The 16,809-nt window shown below is 50.3% G+C and carries 16 protein-coding genes; 9 read left to right on the forward strand and 7 right to left on the reverse strand.

Features of this window, described 5'->3' with window-relative positions:
• Positions 1-62: 62 nt before the first annotated feature.
• Together ppc and JOD20_RS09450 are read right to left on the reverse strand one after the other, a co-directional pair.
• Entirely contained in the window at positions 63-2,852 is a 2,790-nt protein-coding gene (gene ppc, locus JOD20_RS09445; protein WP_204755033.1) for a phosphoenolpyruvate carboxylase, read from the reverse strand.
• Positions 2,853-2,890: 38 nt separating this feature from the next.
• The gene (locus JOD20_RS09450; protein ID WP_204755034.1) at positions 2,891-3,268 is read right to left on the reverse strand and encodes a response regulator; all 378 of its coding nucleotides are present in this window, start codon (positions 3,266-3,268) and stop codon (positions 2,891-2,893) included.
• Between the two features lie 327 nt (positions 3,269-3,595).
• Here JOD20_RS09450 and JOD20_RS09455 point away from each other — a divergent pair, with 327 nt between their 5' ends.
• Together JOD20_RS09455 and JOD20_RS09460 are read left to right on the forward strand one after the other, a co-directional pair.
• Positions 3,596-5,206, forward strand: a complete 1,611-nt coding sequence (locus tag JOD20_RS09455; protein WP_204755035.1) for an ATP-binding protein — start codon at positions 3,596-3,598, stop codon at positions 5,204-5,206.
• A 259-nt stretch (positions 5,207-5,465) separates the two neighbouring features.
• Positions 5,466-7,631 carry a hypothetical protein gene (locus JOD20_RS09460; RefSeq protein WP_204755036.1) on the forward strand — a complete coding sequence of 722 codons (2,166 nt, stop codon included), beginning with the start codon at positions 5,466-5,468 and terminating at the stop codon, positions 7,629-7,631.
• Positions 7,632-7,675: 44 nt separating this feature from the next.
• Here the strand turns inward: JOD20_RS09460 and JOD20_RS09465 are convergent, their stop codons facing one another.
• Positions 7,676-8,833 (reverse strand): RNA-guided endonuclease InsQ/TnpB family protein, encoded by a 1,158-nt coding sequence (locus JOD20_RS09465; RefSeq protein ID WP_204755037.1) that lies wholly within the window; start codon positions 8,831-8,833, stop codon positions 7,676-7,678.
• Positions 8,834-9,219: 386 nt separating this feature from the next.
• Between JOD20_RS09465 and JOD20_RS26985 the strand changes: the two genes are divergently transcribed.
• Positions 9,220-9,444: a helix-turn-helix domain-containing protein gene (locus JOD20_RS26985; protein WP_204755038.1), complete on the forward strand. Its 225-nt coding sequence runs from the start codon at positions 9,220-9,222 to the stop codon at positions 9,442-9,444.
• Positions 9,445-9,703: 259 nt separating this feature from the next.
• Here JOD20_RS26985 and JOD20_RS09475 read toward each other — a convergent pair whose 3' ends face one another.
• From JOD20_RS09475 to JOD20_RS09485, 3 genes are all read right to left on the reverse strand, one after another.
• The gene (locus tag JOD20_RS09475) at positions 9,704-10,249 is read right to left on the reverse strand and encodes a PadR family transcriptional regulator (protein WP_204755039.1); all 546 of its coding nucleotides are present in this window, start codon (positions 10,247-10,249) and stop codon (positions 9,704-9,706) included.
• 449 nt (positions 10,250-10,698) lie between these two features.
• Positions 10,699-11,277: a hypothetical protein gene (locus JOD20_RS09480; protein ID WP_204755040.1), complete on the reverse strand. Its 579-nt coding sequence runs from the start codon at positions 11,275-11,277 to the stop codon at positions 10,699-10,701.
• Between the two features lie 3 nt (positions 11,278-11,280).
• Positions 11,281-11,868 (reverse strand): ANTAR domain-containing response regulator, encoded by a 588-nt coding sequence (locus tag JOD20_RS09485; protein WP_012191727.1) that lies wholly within the window; start codon positions 11,866-11,868, stop codon positions 11,281-11,283.
• A gap of 198 nt (positions 11,869-12,066) precedes the next feature.
• On the opposite strand from JOD20_RS09485, the gene JOD20_RS09490 reads away from it, so the two are divergent.
• The 5 genes from JOD20_RS09490 to JOD20_RS09510 all read left to right on the forward strand — a co-directional run bounded on the left by JOD20_RS09490 (position 12,067) and on the right by JOD20_RS09510 (position 15,148).
• On the forward strand, positions 12,067-12,354 hold the full coding sequence (locus JOD20_RS09490) for an HU family DNA-binding protein (RefSeq protein WP_054535488.1): 288 nt from the start codon (positions 12,067-12,069) through the stop codon (positions 12,352-12,354).
• Positions 12,355-12,503: 149 nt separating this feature from the next.
• Positions 12,504-12,950, forward strand: coding sequence for a peptidylprolyl isomerase (locus JOD20_RS09495; protein WP_382294578.1), 447 nt, complete (start codon positions 12,504-12,506; stop codon positions 12,948-12,950).
• 140 nt (positions 12,951-13,090) lie between these two features.
• The gene (locus JOD20_RS09500; RefSeq protein ID WP_239583798.1) at positions 13,091-14,107 is read left to right on the forward strand and encodes a CobW family GTP-binding protein; all 1,017 of its coding nucleotides are present in this window, start codon (positions 13,091-13,093) and stop codon (positions 14,105-14,107) included.
• Positions 14,108-14,198: 91 nt separating this feature from the next.
• Positions 14,199-14,561, forward strand: a complete 363-nt coding sequence (locus JOD20_RS09505; protein ID WP_204755042.1) for a DUF4260 domain-containing protein — start codon at positions 14,199-14,201, stop codon at positions 14,559-14,561.
• An 11-nt stretch (positions 14,562-14,572) separates the two neighbouring features.
• Positions 14,573-15,148 (forward strand): TetR/AcrR family transcriptional regulator, encoded by a 576-nt coding sequence (locus JOD20_RS09510; RefSeq protein WP_204755043.1) that lies wholly within the window; start codon positions 14,573-14,575, stop codon positions 15,146-15,148.
• Here the strand turns inward: JOD20_RS09510 and JOD20_RS09515 are convergent.
• Positions 15,145-15,582, reverse strand: a complete 438-nt coding sequence (locus JOD20_RS09515; RefSeq protein ID WP_204755044.1) for a hypothetical protein — start codon at positions 15,580-15,582, stop codon at positions 15,145-15,147. The genes JOD20_RS09510 and JOD20_RS09515 overlap by 4 nt on opposite strands.
• Before the next feature lie 132 nt (positions 15,583-15,714).
• Here JOD20_RS09515 and asd point away from each other — a divergent pair, with 132 nt between their 5' ends.
• Complete coding sequence (asd, locus tag JOD20_RS09520; RefSeq protein ID WP_204755045.1) at positions 15,715-16,770, forward strand: aspartate-semialdehyde dehydrogenase; 1,056 nt, start codon at positions 15,715-15,717, stop codon at positions 16,768-16,770.
• Positions 16,771-16,809 lie beyond the last annotated feature (39 nt).

The raw sequence follows: 16,809 nt of genomic DNA on the forward strand, positions 1-16,809 counted from the left end.
ACTCCGATCCCCAACCCCTGATCCCTACTCCTATGCTCTATGTTCTATGTTCTATGCTCTTCCTAGCCTGTATTTTTCAAGCCCGCAGCAATCCCGTTGATGCTGAGCAGAATTGCATCCTCAAGGTCGCCATGTTCAAGCCCGTCGGGATCGGTGCGCAACCGCCGCAGCAGTTCGATTTGGACGAAACTTAATGGATCAACATACGGGTTGCGCTGTTTAATTGAGTGCTGCAAAATTGGGTTGGTATCCAGCAACTCGCTAATTTGGGCAACCTCACAAATCCATTTAACCGTGCGATCATACTCGGCTTTGATCAGGCCAAAGATCTCGGTGGCGAGGGCTTGGTCGGGCACAAGCAAAGCATATTGGGCTGCAATATCCATATCGGCCTTGGATAAAATCATTTGGGCGTTATCAAGCATCGTGCGAAAGAATGGCCAATCGTTATACATGCCTTGCAGCGTGATCAAACCATTGGCATCTGCCTGAATTAAATGCTCCAAGGCACTACCCAAGCCGTACCAACCAGGCAAGGTATGCCGACTTTGCATCCAACTGAAAACCCACGGAATCGCCCGCAAATCTTCAATCCGATCGCTGGCTTTGCGGCTGGCTGGCCGTGAGCCAATATTCAGGCGACTAATTTCGGTAATCGGCGTAGCATTGCGAAAATATTCCAAGAAATGTGGATGATCATAGACCAAGCCACGATAGACTTTGCGCGAAACCTGCGCCAAGCTGCTCATGGCTGCTTGCCATTCTGGGCTGATATGGGCAATGCTCACGCCCAGCGACGAGCGCAAAACGGCGTTGATAATCTGCTCCTGATGGCGATAGGCGGTTTCTGGCTCGGCGTAGCGGTCGCTAATGACCTCGCCTTGTTCAGTGATTTTGATGCGCCCGCCAACGGTGCCTGGTGGTTGGCCCAAAATTGCCCGATTGGCTGGCCCGCCGCCACGCCCAACCGCGCCGCCGCGACCATGGAACAAACGCATTGCTACCCGATGGCGGAAACAGGTTTCGGCCAAGGCAACTTGGGCCAGATACAGCGCCCAGTGCGCATCGGCAAAGCCGCCATCTTTGTTGGAATCGCTGTAGCCCAACATAATTTCTTGCACATCGTTGCGCAACACCAAATGTTGGCGATAGGCTTCGCTCGAAAGTAATGTGTGCATAATCTCCGGCGCAGCGATCAAATCGGCTCCGGTTTCAAATAAGGGCACGATATTCAGCCAACTATGCTCGCCTGGCTGATAAATACCAGCTTCACGGGCCAGCAACAGCACCGCCAAAATATCGCTTGGGCCTTCGGTCATCGAAATAATGTAAGTTTCGATCGCCTCTGCATTCAAATCGGAGAGCACCGCCCGAATTGTGCGGAAGGTTTCGATAATCTCTACGGTTTCGGGGCTGTAATACAAGTGAGTTGGAATCAAAGGCCGATTATTGGCTAGCTCACGCTCCAAAATCGCAGTGCGTTCAGCTTGGCTGAGGCTGGCATAATCGTCGCAAATGCCTGCATATTCAAAAATTTCGCTCAGGGCGCTGGTGTGGCGGCTGCTATGTTGGCGAATATCGAGCGTGGCGGTGTGCAAACCAAACACTTTGGCCGCGCACTGCACATCGCGCAAAAAGCCATCGGCGACCGAAGCCGCGCCATTGGTGCGCAAACTATATTCCATGGTCGCCAAATCGTTGAGATATTCGTTGGCGTTGGCATACCAAGTGCCCTCTGTTGGGCGATGACCGCCGCGTGCCCAATCTGGCTCGTAGCGCTCAACATAGGCCAGCGTGGCGTGCAGTTTGGCGTGAATATAGGAGCATTTTTGGCGATATGGCTCGTGCGGATTGCGCCGCTCCAGCACTTGCGCCAATTCGGGGAATAATGGTGCGTCGTGAACTAAGGCTTGAGCCAATTCTTCGCTGATTGGCACTTGGCGCGACGATTGGCTTAAACGATGGCTCAAGCGCTCGACCGCGTGAATATGCTCGCGCAACGAACGGCCCATCAATAATTTAAGCGTTTCAACCGTGACCGATGGAATCACAAACGGATTGCCATCGCGATCGCCGCCAACCCACGAGCCAAAACGCAAAAATGCTGGCAAGTGCCAATCGTGCTCAGGGTAGATGCGGCGTAACGATGCTTCGGTGTCGCGATAGAGCTGCGGAATCATATCAAACAATGATTCTTCAAAGTAATAGAGATTATTCTTCACTTCGTCGATCACAGTTGGCTTGATAATTCGCACTTCATCGCTTTGCCACAGCGCTACAATCTCCTCGCGAATCGATTCGAGCAAGCGTTCGCGTTGGCGTTGAAACGTAGTTTCAGCAGTTAATTGGCGCGCTGCTTCGGCGATGCGATGATGCTTTTTAAGCGTCGTGCGGCGTTTGGCTTCGGTTGGATGCGCCGTAAAGACTGGCCGAATCTCGGCATGATCAAGCAAATCTTGGACTTGCTGGGCGGTAATGCCACGATCGCGCAGCTCTTGCAAGGCCAACTCGACCGATTCTGAGCGCGGCGAATCGCCGTTTTGGCGGTCGCGTTCGGCCAGCACGCGCAGGCGTTCGACACTTTCGGCCAAGTTTACTAAGCCAAAATAATGGGTAAAGGCTTTGATTAGCCCCATGAGTTGGGCGACTGGCAATTGGCCAACCAACTCGGTGAGCGCATGAGTCTCATGCAGTTTGCCATCGCTTCGGCGTTGCTTGGTGCGTTGGCGCACATCTTCTTCAAGCTCAAACGCTGACACCCCATCTTGGGCCACAATCACATCGCCAAGCACATTCCCCAAGGAATGGATTAGCATAGAAAGCGGCGTGCGGTCGGTTTCAGGTGTATACATCGCCACACTCCAAACCATAGCGGCACGCTGGCCGCAGCCTAATCACAATAGCGCCGCACCACCTGCATCAAATCGTCGATCGCGATTGGCTTTTCGAGGTAGCCAACCGTATAGGGGAGCGGCGCAAGCTCTTCGTATACATAGGTCGAAATCATCACCACCGGAATCGCGCTGAGGCTTGGCTCGGTTTGCAATGCTTGCAGAAATTCATCTGACGACATGTAGGGCAACACACGATCAAGCAATATCAGGCGCGGCGGTGGGCTGGATTGTAGGTATTTTAACCCATCCACGGCAGTTGTATAGGTTGCCACGTGGTAGCCTTCATCGCGAATGATATGCGCAAGCATATCGCGCACCGTCGCACTATCTTCAATGATTACGATTTGGGCGCTCTGAGGCGTTGCTCTTAACATATTGGCGCTCCTTGCCATCCTACCCGAGTTTGCTGCAACTCAGAATTTCGACTAAATACGATATGATGTAGTAGTACAATACTGGCTATACGATAGCATATTGCGGCGAGCGGGTTGTTGGCTTGCATAGCCGAGCGATTCAGCAAACATTGGTCTGTGATCGGTATCGGCCATAGTAGGCAGTTTAGAGGGGATTAAGGTACTTTAACCATTTCCCCCCAAAGTCGTGCTTGCGTGGGGTGATTTTTGGCCCCTATAATTAAGCTAGATGATTTTGTGAATTTAGCAATACTTGTTGCAACGGCAATATACGAAGGGATGTGAGGCATGCGATTTTTACTGGATGCGCGTTCGTATGACGAAATGAAAGCTCGAAATGATCATACACCCGACTGCTACGTGCGTCCGGGCGAATATTTGCATCATATGTATGTCGATGGCATCAAGTATGCCGTCGCACGGGCGCTCTACGATTGCTTGAAGGAAGCGCGCGAGCAAAATGATTACGAAGCTACCCGCCACTTAAATATGCACAAACAACAGCTCGATGCCTTGGTCGCCGAGGCCCAAGCTAATGGCAAATTGAGCGGCGCGCGGGTTTTAGGGGGGGATATACCCAACGACGATGGCTCAGCCCCATCGGGGAATAGCTATCACCCCAAAGTACCAACCACCATCGAAGAAACTGGCCTGAATCGAACGCAAATTCAGGACCAATTGCTGCGGGTCATTTATAATCGCTCACGGGTCACCGGCATGGAGTTGGCCCAAGAAGTACGCTTATTCTATAGCGTGCTCGATCCGGTGATTACCCAAATGCGCAACTCGGAATATATCGATATTGCTGGCCAACGCGGCTTTGGCGATACCAACTATGAATATGTTTTGACTCCACGTGGCTCACAGGCCGCTGAAGATGCCATGAAGAAAAGCAATTATAGCGGCCCTGCTCCTGTGCCATTTGAGCAGTTTCTCGAATCGGTCAAAGCTCAAACGATCAAAAATATGGTCATTACGCGGCGCAATATTCGCAAAGCCTTCAGCGATTTGATTATCACCGACCAAGTGTTGAATGAAGTTGGGCCTGCGGTCAACTCTGGCGCGTCGATCTTCTTGTTTGGCTACCCCGGCAATGGCAAAACCAGTATCGCCGAGCGCATTACCCGCTTGATGGGCGATGATATTTTCGTGCCCTATGCGATTGATGCCGATGGCCAAATTATCAAGGTTTACGATAGCATCGTGCATACTTTGGTCGATAAAGATGTCAACGTCGGCACATCAGATTATGATTTGCGCTGGGCCAAAATCAAACGCCCGGTGGTGGTGGTTGGGGGCGAATTGACCCTCGAAGCACTCGATTTGACCTTCAACGAAACTGGTCGCTTTTACGAAGCGCCGTTCCAAATGAAGGCCAACGGTGGCATTTTCTTGATCGACGACTTTGGTCGCCAACAATGTCGCCCGATGGACTTGCTCAACCGCTGGATTGTGCCGCTCGAAAAACGCTACGATTATTTGACCACAATCACTGGCCAAAAAATCGAAGTTCCATTTGATGAGTTGCTGATCTTTTCGACCAACCTTGACCCCAGCCAAGTTGCTGACGAAGCCTTCTTGCGCCGGATTAAATTTAAAATCGAGGTCCGTGACCCCGATGAAGCCCAATGGCGGCAAATTTGGTCGTTGGTCTGTAAAGGCCGTAAGATCAACCTTGATCCCAAGGGCTTAGATTATTTGGTCGAAAAATGGTACAAGCCCGAAGAACGCCCCTTCCGCATGTGCCAACCACGCGATATTCTCGATCAGATGATTAGCATCGCCAAATATAATATGGAACAAGTGACCTTCAATCCCGATTTGATCGATGCTGCCTGTGGAACCTACTTTGTCAGCAAAGAAGCCAAAAACTTCGGTGCCAAAGTGCGCCTCGATTAATTATTTTCAGCCAAGCATATTCAAGCAGCCTGTTCAATGCAATAGGCTGTTTTTATTTAAATCAACCAAACATAATCAATTTAGGAGCCAGCTATTTTATTAGGATTATGTCAAAAAAATTGAGCGCCTTTAATAAAATCATTGACAAGCTTTTTATACTAGTTTACGAGGCGAGGTAGTAGTTGTAGTTTACGTTATAGTCCGCTACACCTGGCTAGCAATAGCTAGTGGCATTGATTAATGCCTATTGGAGTTCACAATGGTACGCAAACGGATCGTCGGCAGAAACATCGGCTTTTGTTTAATCTTAATTGGGTTATTACTCAATCTTGCAACCGCCCAAGCCCAGCGCCCCAGCCTTGCAAGCAGCAGCTTGAGCGCCCCCAATCCAACGCTTAGTCACAATCTCGCCAAGCTGCATCCAGCCCCATTAACGACCAGCAGCGTGATTACTGGCACATGGAATCCCACTCTTCAGAACAATCTTGAGATTCCAGGAACGATCAGCAAATTATATGTCGATGAACATGATCGGCTGTATGTAACTGGTGGTTTCAAATATCTGAATGGTCAGCAATTCAATGGCCTTGCCTCGTGGAATGGCACTGCATGGCAAGGCTATGGCTTGCAGCCCAATGATGCTGGGGCCATTCGCGCCATGACGACCTACCACGATCAATTAATTGTTGGGGGTGGCTTTCGCCAATTTAGCGGCCAGACCATGAATGGCATCGCTCGCTGGAATGGCACAGCCTTTGAAGCGTTTGGCACGGGCTTTAGTGGCACCAGCGATTTCTATGATTATTCGAATATCGCCAAAGTGCATGATCTTGATGTGGTCAGCGATACCTTGTATGTTAGCGGCAATTTTTCAGGCTTTAACGATTTAGTGGTTAATTCATTGCTGGCATGGCAACCAACTGGCTATCGCAACGTTGCCAATATCGATAGCTCGCTCTATCAATTTGCGGCGACTGATGAGGCGGTTGTGGTTTCTGGCGAAGTGCTGTCGATTGATAACACGGCAATTGATTATTTTGCCCGCTGGCAACAAGGCGTTTGGCACAATCTCCCAATGCCTCAGTACATTTATCCCGCCCAAGAAACCCATGTTTTGAGCAATACCTTCTATATTCGCCAGCCAATCTACGATCAAGGGGTCAAAACCAAAATCTACCATTGGGCAGCCAACAATTGGCTTGCTGATCCATCATTGATCACTGGTTCGGCGCTTGATTTAGTGGAATGGAATAGCCAAGCCTATGCAGCAACTAATAGCCAACTTTGGCAACGCAGCAATGCTGGCTGGAACAGTGTCAATCTGCCCATGCAAATTGGCGCTATTAATGCGATTGAAGCCAGTAGCAATGGCATCTACCTTGCTGGCGATTTCACGCTCAACGGCCAAGCAAGCCAATTGGTCTTTTGGGATGGCGCGAATCTCACCAATTTAGCCACCACCACGAGCCATCGCTGGGTTAATGATCTTGGCAATCTTCAAGGCTCGCCATTGGTGGGTTTTGGGCAAATAACCAAAACCAATCTGCAATTCTGGAATGGTACAGCCTGGCAAACCTTGGGTAATGCACCCTATGATGCCCGCTTGTTAACCACCGATGCCCAGCATACCTACTTGGTTGCCAGTAGTCCATTTACCACGACCTCGAGCGTTGCCAGTGCGATTTGGCAATATGCCCCAAATGGCAGCCTCACTGCGCCAGTCGTTCTCAAGCCGCAATCAGTTACCTGGTCGATCTCAGGCACGCAAGTTTTGGCCAGCATGTACTCAGGCACGATCAATAGCCAACCAATTACTGGCGCGGTCGCGATTGATGGCAACCACTGGCAGCAACTTACCGATCAGTATAATTTTGGCCCAATTTATGCTGCCAATCAAAAATTGTATACTGTACGCTCTGAAGCCGATCGTGGTTCGTGGCTGGTATATATTTCCGAGTGGAATGGCACAACGTGGCAAGAAGTGACTGCGTGGCAGCAATTTGATAATCGCCCTAGTTTTGAAATTGTGGCTTGGCGTGATGGCCTGTATTTGCTCTACAACAACGAATTACGCCGCTTCGATTTTGCCAGCCAAGAGCTAGTTACGCTGGCAACCTTCAACGATGTGCCCAGAGTCTTGCGTAGTGTTGATGACGACTATTTGTATGTCGCAGGCGAATTTAGCGCCGTCGATGGGCAAACAGTCGGCCCGATTGCCCGCTGGGATGGTACCAACTGGCAAGGCTTTGAGCATGTACCGAATGGCTCAATTTATGAACTAGCAGCAACCGCCGAGAATGTGCATATTGCAGGCAGCTTTACCCACGTTGGTGCAACCCCATCATTAGGCATTGCCAGCTTTGCAATTAATGACGTTCCTGCTAGCCCAAGCTATCGCCAATTTATTCCCCAAGCAAGCAAGTGAACTACCACGCCCACAAGGGGCGTGGCTTCTGCCTTCAACGACAGCTACCAGCGTTTCGCTGGATTTACACCATCTCGAGCAGCGTTTTGGCTTTCCGTCGTCCCAACGGCAAGCAGGCGTATTCCTTCATACAAGATGTTGATCGCGGCGTTGATATCGCGATCATGAGTCATGCTACACGTGGGACATGTCCACACGCGGTCAGCCAGCTTCAAGGCATTCTTGGAATGACAGAAGTGGCACGTTTTCGATGAGGCGTAGAACCGCCCAACCTTAACAACTCGTCGTCCGTGCCATTCCGCTTTATCGTGCAGCATTTGCATGAAGGTACTCAGGGCGGCATCGCTGAATGATTTGGCCAGCTTGGTTCTCGCAAGGCCTTTGATATTCAGATCTTCGATGCACACCACGTCGAATTGTCGAACGATCCGCAACGCATGCTTATGCAGCCAATCGGCGCGTTGGTTACTGATTTTCTTATGAAGTCGGGCAACGCGCTTTTTTGCTTTCAAGCGGTTGTTGCTGCCCTTTTGGGCGCGTGAGAGTTTCCGCTGAGCGCGGGCAAGGTTCTTCTGGTTGCGGCGGTAGAACTTGGGGGGTGCTGTTTTCTCGCCCGTTGACAGCGTGGTGAAGGATTCAAGCCCGACATCAATGCCCACAAGTCGATCAGCTGTTGGTTGCACATCAGGGAGGTCGATATGACAGACGAAAATGACCCACCACGCGCCTGTGGCATCCTGTTTGATTGTTGCACCCTTCGCTATCCCCATCAGTGGGCGATGAATGATTGCCTGCATATGCCCGATTTTTGGGACGCTAATGGTGCGTTCATCGACTACTGCCACACCTTGCGGGAAGCGGAGACTGTGCGGTGTGATTTTGCGAGATTTGAAGCGCGGATACTTCGCCCGTTTGGCAAAAAAGTGAGTGAAGGAGGTTTCTAAATCCATCAGCGCTTGCTGCAAGGGTTGCGAATGGCAATCACGCAAAAATGCCGTTTTGGGCTGACGTTTCAGATCAACCAACATCGCCGCAAGCCGTTGATAGCTCAGTCTTTGACCCGTTGCTTGGTAGTGAGTTTGCTTGCAGTGCAGCGCCCAATTCCAGACGAAGCGTCGGCAACCCGCCCACTGTACCAAGGTGGTTTGTTGGTCAGTGGTAGGATACAGTCGATACTTAAAGCAACGGGTCAGCGTTCGCATGATTAGGCTTCCTTTTGGTTGGCACGCTCCATCACGCCAGTGTGTTTGTCGCTGGCGTGACGAAAACAATCAACCGATAATCAATTAGGAATTGAATGCGGTAAAGGTGGATTGGATACTGGCGAGTGCAGCAGCGTATCCTGCTTCATAGCCAGTTTGACGGGCTTCATATTGCAGGCTGATGACGGCTTTGGATTCCATCTCTCGCATCAATTGCTTGATCGCTTGTTCCCGTAACACATCGTGATCAAGGTCGTCAGTCGTGATATTTTTCGCTTATTTGCCAATACAATACCACTAAGTCGTACAATAGTCAATATATAGAGTATTAAAACCAATAATGTAGTATTTTTGCACAAAAAATTATACTATATTAAGCTGTTGCTATGAAAGTTAAAAGCTACCTCCGTGTCCTTGTGGCACAAAAAGAAGTCAAAGAAGATCGCAAGTTGGGGATACGAGTTATCACGGCAGAATCTGGTGCAAGCCGTAGTGCTGTTGAACGACTACTTAACAACACTATTAAGAATGTGCCGCTTGATGACTTGGGGAGAATTTGTACATGGCTCCCATGTACCGTCGGAGAATTATTAGTCCTAGAGGATGAATAGAATCTCCTCGCACTGCTACGAACAGCCGAGGGCATGGCTACACCGAACCAAGGAAGGCAGAGCGACGGCTCGTATACCCGATAATAGCCGTTTGTTTTGACTGCATAGAATAGTGTATGTTTCATGCAGTCAAAATAATCGAATCCCGCATGATTGATACTCACGTGGTAGCCTGCTCTTGCTCTCTTTAATTGCTCTTCTAAGCGTTGACTAGCCGCCCACGCCCGTTTAATGATAAATGGGCGTGGATTAGCTTCGATCAAGCCTCGTTAAGCTGTTGGCGAATGTGCAGCAGATACTTGGTGAGCCAATCGTGCTCAGCCTGAATCATGGTTTCGCTATAATCAAACAGGCCTTGGATATGCCAAACTTCGGTTGGCGCTTCGGCGCGGCGTTGCTGCACGCGCTCAATTTGCGCGCGTAATTCAGCGCAATAGTGCTCTAAGGCGTTGATAATATCGTTAAGCTCAAGCAATGGAAAATTGGCCATGGCTAAGAGCAACGATGAATAGCGTTGTTGGGGCATGCTCAACATCGCTTGCAAACTCTCTTGCAATGCAGCCCTACCACTTGGTAGAATGTTATAAACCATTCGCGAAGGCCGCCCATCGCCTTGCGAGGTTTCGCCCGCCACCAATTGAGCTTGCTCAAGCTTTTTGAGCAAATAATAAATCGACGAAAACGCTATTTCCGTCCATAAGCGCATCCCCCGCGCCTGAATAATTTGTTCGAGCTCATAGCCATAGCGTGGCTGCTCCGCCAACAAGCTTAAAATCGCCGCTTCAGCCTGAGTCAACTTTTTCATAGCACATATATCCTAGAAGTAGAATAATCTACTTCTAGAGTATTAAACTATCATGGTCTTGTCAAGGTGAATTCATGGGGGAAGCTTTGCAAGGATGAGGGATGAAGGATGAAGGCTGAAGGCAAAGAATATAAATGTAATAGTTCATTGGATGGGCAACGAGAGGCATCCCCTCACCCCAACCCCTCTCCCGTGGCGCGGGCGAGGGGCTTTAATCCCGTGGTTCTTGCGCAATTCGTTGGTTAACGACAGATGCCCCCCTCGCCCGCGTCCAGTGGGAGAGGGGCTGGGGGGTGAGGGATCAGGAGAAACATTATCCCAAAAATCTGTGCAATTCGTGGCTAAAAAACGCGCTCTTCGATCTCAGCTCCCTATGTTCTATGCTCTATGTTCTATGTTCTTCCTCCTCAGCTCCCTATGTTCTATGCTCTATGTTCTATGTTCTTGGTCTAGGGTAAATCGCGATTCGCCAGCACCAACAACTGCTCGGTCAAATCGGCAAGCCGCGAGTCGATCGTTTCTGGGCGAATAGTGAGATCATCGCGCAGATAATTAATTTGATCGTTGAGACCTTGGATTGCGGCGCGGACTTCATCGCTGACCAGTGGAAAGGCTGCATCCAAATCGGCTTGGGCCAAATCGAGTTGGGCTTCGACATTGCCAGTTTGCAGGTTTCTATGGGCGATGCGGGCATTTTGAATGCGGATAGTGGCGCGCAGCAAATGCAAACTACCAGCAGTAAACTCCAAATCGCGGCGCAGAGTTACCAATTCCAAAGAAATTGTATCCTCGGGAAAGACGATAATCGTTGGAGTGGCGGGCATTGGGGACGGCGCAGGGGCGGGCAGCACCTCGGTGGCAGCGGCCTTGAGCACCGTTGGGGTAACAATTTGAATGACAGGTTGTTGGGCGGGAGGATCTGGTTGCAGGGCGAGCGCAACTAAACCGCCTAGGAAGGCGGCCAGCAGCAAAGGCAACGTCGCCCGCAACACAGCGACAAGTTGTTGCTGAGAGGGGCGACGTAACATAACTTACTTTTGTTGCTCCATCTGGTTGGCCAACAGCAAGGCCGAGGCAACTTCGCGCATCGACTTGCGGGTATTCATGCTCAATTGCTGAATCTTGCGGAAAGCCTCAGATTCTTTCAGCCCTTGAGAATCCATCAACATGCCCTTGGCACGTTCGATAATCTTGCGAGTTTCGAGCGTTTCCTTCAGGTCGCCGACTTGTTGTTCGAGGGTCAGGAACTCTTCAAAACGGGCGCGGGCAATTTCGAGTGCTGGCATCAAATCGCTATCGCGAAAGGGCTTGCTGAGATACCCCACAACACCAGCGTCGCGGGCGCGCTCGACCAACTCTTTGTCGCTGTGGGCAGTCAAGAGCAAGACCGGGGCAATTTTCTCTTCAGTCAGCACTTTGGCTGCCTGGATACCATCCAGTTTGGGCATTTTGATGTCCATCACCACTACGTCTGGGCGTAGTTCGCGGGCAAGGTTGATAACGCTCACGCCATCACCAGCTTCCCCAACGACAAGATAGCCGAGGCCAACTAACGTTTCACGCAGATTCATGCGAATCAGCGATTCGTCATCGGCGATGACAATGCGTGTCTGTGGCATACGGTTTCCTCCGGGTGCATAATCGGTCATCGTAGCGTCGATGAATGTACGCAAGTATAGCATGCTGCGGTATTCAGGGCAAGCAACCATAATGAGTAAATTGGCCTATCTAATGGGCTAAAATGTTCCACAGCGCATACTGCTTATGGTATAATCGGGGGTAACGATTGTAGCTTCGCTAGGATTAAGGAGCGTGCAATGCAAAAAATCGAGTTCATTGCTGAGGTCGCTGAACGCACCGGCATTTCTAAAAAAGAGGCACGCCGCGTTGTCGATGCTATGTTGGATGTGGTCAGCGAGCGCTTGCAAGCTGGCGAAAAAGTTGTCCTGACTGGGTTCGGTACCTTTGAAGTTCGCGAGCGCCAAGCTCGCCAAGGGGTCAACCCAAAAACGCGCGAACGGATGACAATCGAAGCTACAAAAACGCCTGGCTTTTCGGCCAGTAATAGCTTGAAACTGTTGGTTCGCCAAGGCAAGTCTGAGTAGCTCACAGCGTAGCCGATGTTGCTTTGAGCGACCGCCAATTGCTTGCGGTCGCTTTCTTGTGTTATAACCCTAGGGTGATAATGTTTTCACGATTCTTTAGTCGAAAGGGGTCTCACGTGGCCGCAAAACAATGGAAGTCAGCGCCAGCGATGTCGATTGACACCACGAAACACTATGTCGTCACTATGGAAACAACCAAAGGGAACATCACCATCGAGTTGTATCCAGAATATGCACCCAAAACGGTCAATAATTTTGTGTTTTTGATCAACGAAGGGTTCTATGATGGCGTGGTCTTTCACCGCGTGATCTCAAACTTTATGGTTCAAGGTGGCGATCCAACTGGCACCGGCACCGGTGGCCCAGGCTATCGCTTCGAAGATGAGTTCAAAGGTAATCCACTCAAGCACGAAACCGGCGTGCTTTCAATGGCCAATGCAGGCCCAGGCACCAATGGCTCACAATTCTTCATCACCCACGGCCCACAACCTCACCTCGATGGCCGCCATACCGTGTTTGGTAAGGTCACCGAAGGTCAAGATGTGGTCAACGCCATTCGCCAAGGCGATAGCATGACCAAAGTAACTGTCAGCTAAATTGGGCTTTGGCTCAGCCCCTTGTTCTCAGCGGAACGAGGGGTTTTTGTTTTTTAACCACGAAGAACACGAAGCACCACGAAGATCAATTTAGCGATTCTTTGCGATCTTCGCGGTTAACAAGCAATTAGGAGGAGTGTATGATGAGCAAAGCAACGCCGATTCCGATAACGATTTTGACTGGCTTTTTGGGCGCAGGCAAAACCACCGTGCTCAACCGTTTGCTCACAGCCCAGCATGGCCTCAAAATCGCGGTGCTGGTCAACGATTTTGGCGCAATCAATATCGATGCCCAATTAGTCGTTGGGGTTGAGGCTAACGAAATTGTGAATCTGGCGAATGGCTGTATTTGCTGCACAATTCGCGAGGATTTGCTGAGCACTACCCTCGAATTGCTCGAACGCCCCGATCGTCCAGATTATATTATCGTCGAGGCCAGCGGGGTTTCCGACCCAGTTTCAGTTGCCTTAACCTTCCGCTTGCCAGCCTTGCGCTCATTAATTAGCCTCGCTGCAATCGTGGCGGTCGTCGATGCAGAGCGCATTCAGGAACAGCGCCAGCAAATCGTCCAAGTCGGCGATCAAATTGCCGCCGCCGATATTATAGTGGTCAACAAAATCGATTTAATTGATCCTGCCCAACAGCAACGAGTGATCAATTGGATTCAAGCAATCGTGCCACGCGCCCGCATCTTGACTGCTGAATATGGCGTTGTGCCAATCGATCTGCTGCTTGGCATTGGCCAATATCAGATTGATTTACTCGCTGATCGCCATGAATTTGCGCATCAGCACGACCAAGATTGGCAAACCTGGCATTACCAAACTGCGAATCCGTTTAGCATGAGCAGCCTACAACACGCCTTTCAACAGCTGCCAAACTCAATTTTTCGTGCTAAAGGCATTGTCTATTTGGCCGAAGCGCCTGAGCGCCAAGCAATTGTTCAGTTAGCAGGCAAACGGGCGAGTTTGCAACTCGGCGAGCCTTGGGGTGCAACCCCGCCGCACAGCAAAATTGTGGTCATTGGTCGCAGCCAGAGCTTTGATTCAGCCCAATTAACTGCCCAATTTGATGCCTGCTTGGCTCAGCCCACCCACGAACTGCGCGAAGAAATTCTGACTGTGGCCGAATGGCGACGCAAGTATCAAAACCAATAATTCAAAAACTAATCAATTTAGTCTTTACAAACAATCCAAAGACTACTATCATTAGGCTTATAAACTAATTGAATTAGTCTTGAGGTTGGTTATGAAAACAGCAAGTTTGGCGAAGCAATTATTACATGTTGAAGGCTTGGGTTTATTATTGATTGCGATTTTGGGCTATGCCTGGCAAGGTTTTAGTTGGTGGCAATTTGGCCTCGCCTTGTTTGCGCCCGATCTGGCGATGCTGGGCTATCTGTGGGGGCCAAAAGTCGGCAGCATTTGCTACAATCTTGCTCATGTTACGCTTGTGCCATTGAGCTTTTTGGCACTTTGGGTGGTCAACGATTGGAGCGTGGGGCTGCAAATTGGCTTGATCTGGTTGGCGCATATTGGGCTTGATCGTATGCTCGGCTATGGGCTAAAATACCCAACTCAGTTTAAAGATACCCATTTGGGGCGCGTTTAAGAGGAATTTGTATGGCCTATCCTGCCCAAACCGATTACCCAACAATTATTGCTACTGCTCAACGATTAATCGAACGTGATGGAGTTGAGCAATTGGCATTAGCCAGCTTGGCAAGCGAGTTGGGCATCAAAGCACCATCGTTATATCGCTATGTTACCAATAAAACCGCTTTGCTCAAAGGCATTGTGACAATCACGATTCAGCAATTGTTTGAGACCTATAGTCAGGCCTTGAATACCAGTGCTGACGATCCACAAAACCAAATGCTCGCAATTTGCCATGGCCATCGCCAATTTGCCCATGCCCAGCCCAAAAATTATGCTCTGGCCTTTACTGCTGCCAGCGCCGAACAACGCGCCGATCCAGCAAGCTTGGTCGCAATGGTGCTGCCAGTGCAGGCCATCATGGCCCAAATTAGTGGCCAAGAGCATTCGCTGAGCGCTTTGCGCGGCATGCTGGGGCTAATTCATGGCTTTATCTTGCTTGAACTCAATCAACAACTTCAACGCGGCGGCGATTTAAGCGCAGCCTTTGATTTTGCAGTGCGCAGCTATTTGGCTGGTGTGGCCACGTTGGCAAGCGCCTAAAGAATAACCAAAAAGAAAATCAACATGCCAATCAAAAAAAATAAAAGAATAAATAATGAGCTGTTGTTCCACAAGAACTCTAGCCTAGCCTCCCTGCTGAGATAGCCTTCATGCGCTCTGCGGTTGCGAGGCTGGTTGCGCTTAATATCTTGCTCGGTTAATTGAATATCGCTGGCTTTGACGCGATCACGTTTCAAATAGGCTCCGATTTCATCCATCGAAACCTGCTCAGAAAGCTGTTGCGCCACATCAGCCAAGGCTTCTGGCTCACGTTCAGGTACTAAATTACGCTCTGGCGTTGGCTGATGCTTTGGCGTTGGCCGTGGATTGATCATTGGATGTAAATCAGCGCGCAGCGAACGAATTTCACTGCGTAAAGCCTGAACTTCTTCTTCTAAACTTGCGATCCGTTTATGAAAATACAAATCAGACATATTAAATCTCCAAATCTAATACCATCAGACTACGGTACGTTGCATGGAGGCGTGGAGTTGCTATAATGCGCGCAGCAACGAAGCTGATGAGCAATGGTGCTATTTAACATTCCCACTGCGGAGGCTTTTGGTATGAAGAAGATTCCTGTTGGTGTGCTAGGCGCAACAGGGATGGTTGGACAACGCTTTTTGAGCTTGTTGATCGATCACCCCTATTTTGAAGTAACGGTCGTTGCAGCTTCGGAGCGTTCGGCTGGTAAGACCTTGGCCGAAGCTGGCCGCTGGATGATCGGTGGCGAAATGCCTAGCCAATTTGCCAAGATGACCGTCCAGCCAGTTGATCAGGTTGGTGATGTTGGCCTAGTGTTCAGTGCCTTGCCCAGTGATGCTGCTGGCCCGACCGAAATTGCTTGGGCCAAGGCTGGAGCCTTGGTGTTCTCGAATGCTGGCGCTCATCGCCGCGATCCACTCGTGCCGCTGTTAGTTCCCGAAGTCAACCCCGACCATGTTAATTTGTTGGAGCTGCAACGCCAACATTATGGTTGGAGCGGCGGCATTTTGACCAACCCCAACTGCACCACCACTCACGCGGTGTTGCCAATGCGGGCTTTGCACGATGCCTTTGGCCTAAGCAAAGTCTTGTTAGTCAGTATGCAAGCAATCTCAGGTGCTGGCTACCCAGGCGTGCCAAGCCTTGATATTATTGATAATGTTGTGCCGCTAATCAAAGGTGAAGAAGAGAAAGTTGAGTGGGAGCCACGCAAATTGTTGGGCACACTTGGCGCGCAGGGCATCGAAGAAGCCCAAATCACTATCAGCGCCCACTGTAATCGGGTGGCCGTTATCGATGGCCATACCGAATGTTTATCATTGGCCTTCGAGCGCCCACCAGCAGACGAAGCAGAATTAATTGCAGCCTTGCGCGAATTCAAGGCCGAACCGCAAACCCTCAATTTACCGAGTGCTCCTGCGCACCCCATTTTGGTCACCGATTTGGCCGATGGCCCACAGCCTCGCCGCGATCGCGATGCAGAACGCGGCATGGCGACAACCGTTGGCCGCGTCCGCCGCTGCCCAATTCTCGATTATAAATTAGTCTTGTTGGGCCACAATACCTTGCGGGGAGCCGCTGGAGGTTCGTTGCTCAATGCAGAATTAATGGTCGCCAAAGGCCTAATCAAAGCCTAAAATAAATCGCGCACGCCATCGAGGTGAGTGATGGCGTGC

It is taken from the genome of Herpetosiphon giganteus (assembly GCF_016907925.1).
Taxonomy (GTDB): Bacteria; Chloroflexota; Chloroflexia; order Chloroflexales; family Herpetosiphonaceae; genus Herpetosiphon; species Herpetosiphon giganteus.

Excerpts from the sequence above, each read along its gene's own strand:
- JOD20_RS26985 (WP_204755038.1), top strand. The coding sequence starts at position 9,220 with ATGAAAGTTAAAAGCTACCTCCGTGTCCTTGTGGCACAAAAAGAAGTC.
- JOD20_RS09505 (WP_204755042.1), top strand. The coding sequence starts at position 14,199 with ATGAAAACAGCAAGTTTGGCGAAGCAATTATTACATGTTGAAGGCTTG.
- JOD20_RS09500 (WP_239583798.1), top strand. The coding sequence starts at position 13,091 with ATGATGAGCAAAGCAACGCCGATTCCGATAACGATTTTGACTGGCTTT.
- JOD20_RS09475 (WP_204755039.1), bottom strand. The coding sequence starts at position 10,249 with ATGAAAAAGTTGACTCAGGCTGAAGCGGCGATTTTAAGCTTGTTGGCG.
- JOD20_RS09455 (WP_204755035.1), top strand. The coding sequence starts at position 3,596 with ATGCGATTTTTACTGGATGCGCGTTCGTATGACGAAATGAAAGCTCGA.
- JOD20_RS09465 (WP_204755037.1), bottom strand. The coding sequence starts at position 8,833 with ATGCGAACGCTGACCCGTTGCTTTAAGTATCGACTGTATCCTACCACT.
- JOD20_RS09510 (WP_204755043.1), top strand. The coding sequence starts at position 14,573 with ATGGCCTATCCTGCCCAAACCGATTACCCAACAATTATTGCTACTGCT.
- JOD20_RS09515 (WP_204755044.1), bottom strand. The coding sequence starts at position 15,582 with ATGTCTGATTTGTATTTTCATAAACGGATCGCAAGTTTAGAAGAAGAA.
- JOD20_RS09485 (WP_012191727.1), bottom strand. The coding sequence starts at position 11,868 with ATGCCACAGACACGCATTGTCATCGCCGATGACGAATCGCTGATTCGC.
- JOD20_RS09480 (WP_204755040.1), bottom strand. The coding sequence starts at position 11,277 with ATGTTACGTCGCCCCTCTCAGCAACAACTTGTCGCTGTGTTGCGGGCG.
- asd (WP_204755045.1), top strand. The coding sequence starts at position 15,715 with ATGAAGAAGATTCCTGTTGGTGTGCTAGGCGCAACAGGGATGGTTGGA.
- JOD20_RS09450 (WP_204755034.1), bottom strand. The coding sequence starts at position 3,268 with ATGTTAAGAGCAACGCCTCAGAGCGCCCAAATCGTAATCATTGAAGAT.
- JOD20_RS09460 (WP_204755036.1), top strand. The coding sequence starts at position 5,466 with ATGGTACGCAAACGGATCGTCGGCAGAAACATCGGCTTTTGTTTAATC.
- JOD20_RS09490 (WP_054535488.1), top strand. The coding sequence starts at position 12,067 with ATGCAAAAAATCGAGTTCATTGCTGAGGTCGCTGAACGCACCGGCATT.
- ppc (WP_204755033.1), bottom strand. The coding sequence starts at position 2,852 with ATGTATACACCTGAAACCGACCGCACGCCGCTTTCTATGCTAATCCAT.
- JOD20_RS09495 (WP_382294578.1), top strand. The coding sequence starts at position 12,504 with ATGTCGATTGACACCACGAAACACTATGTCGTCACTATGGAAACAACC.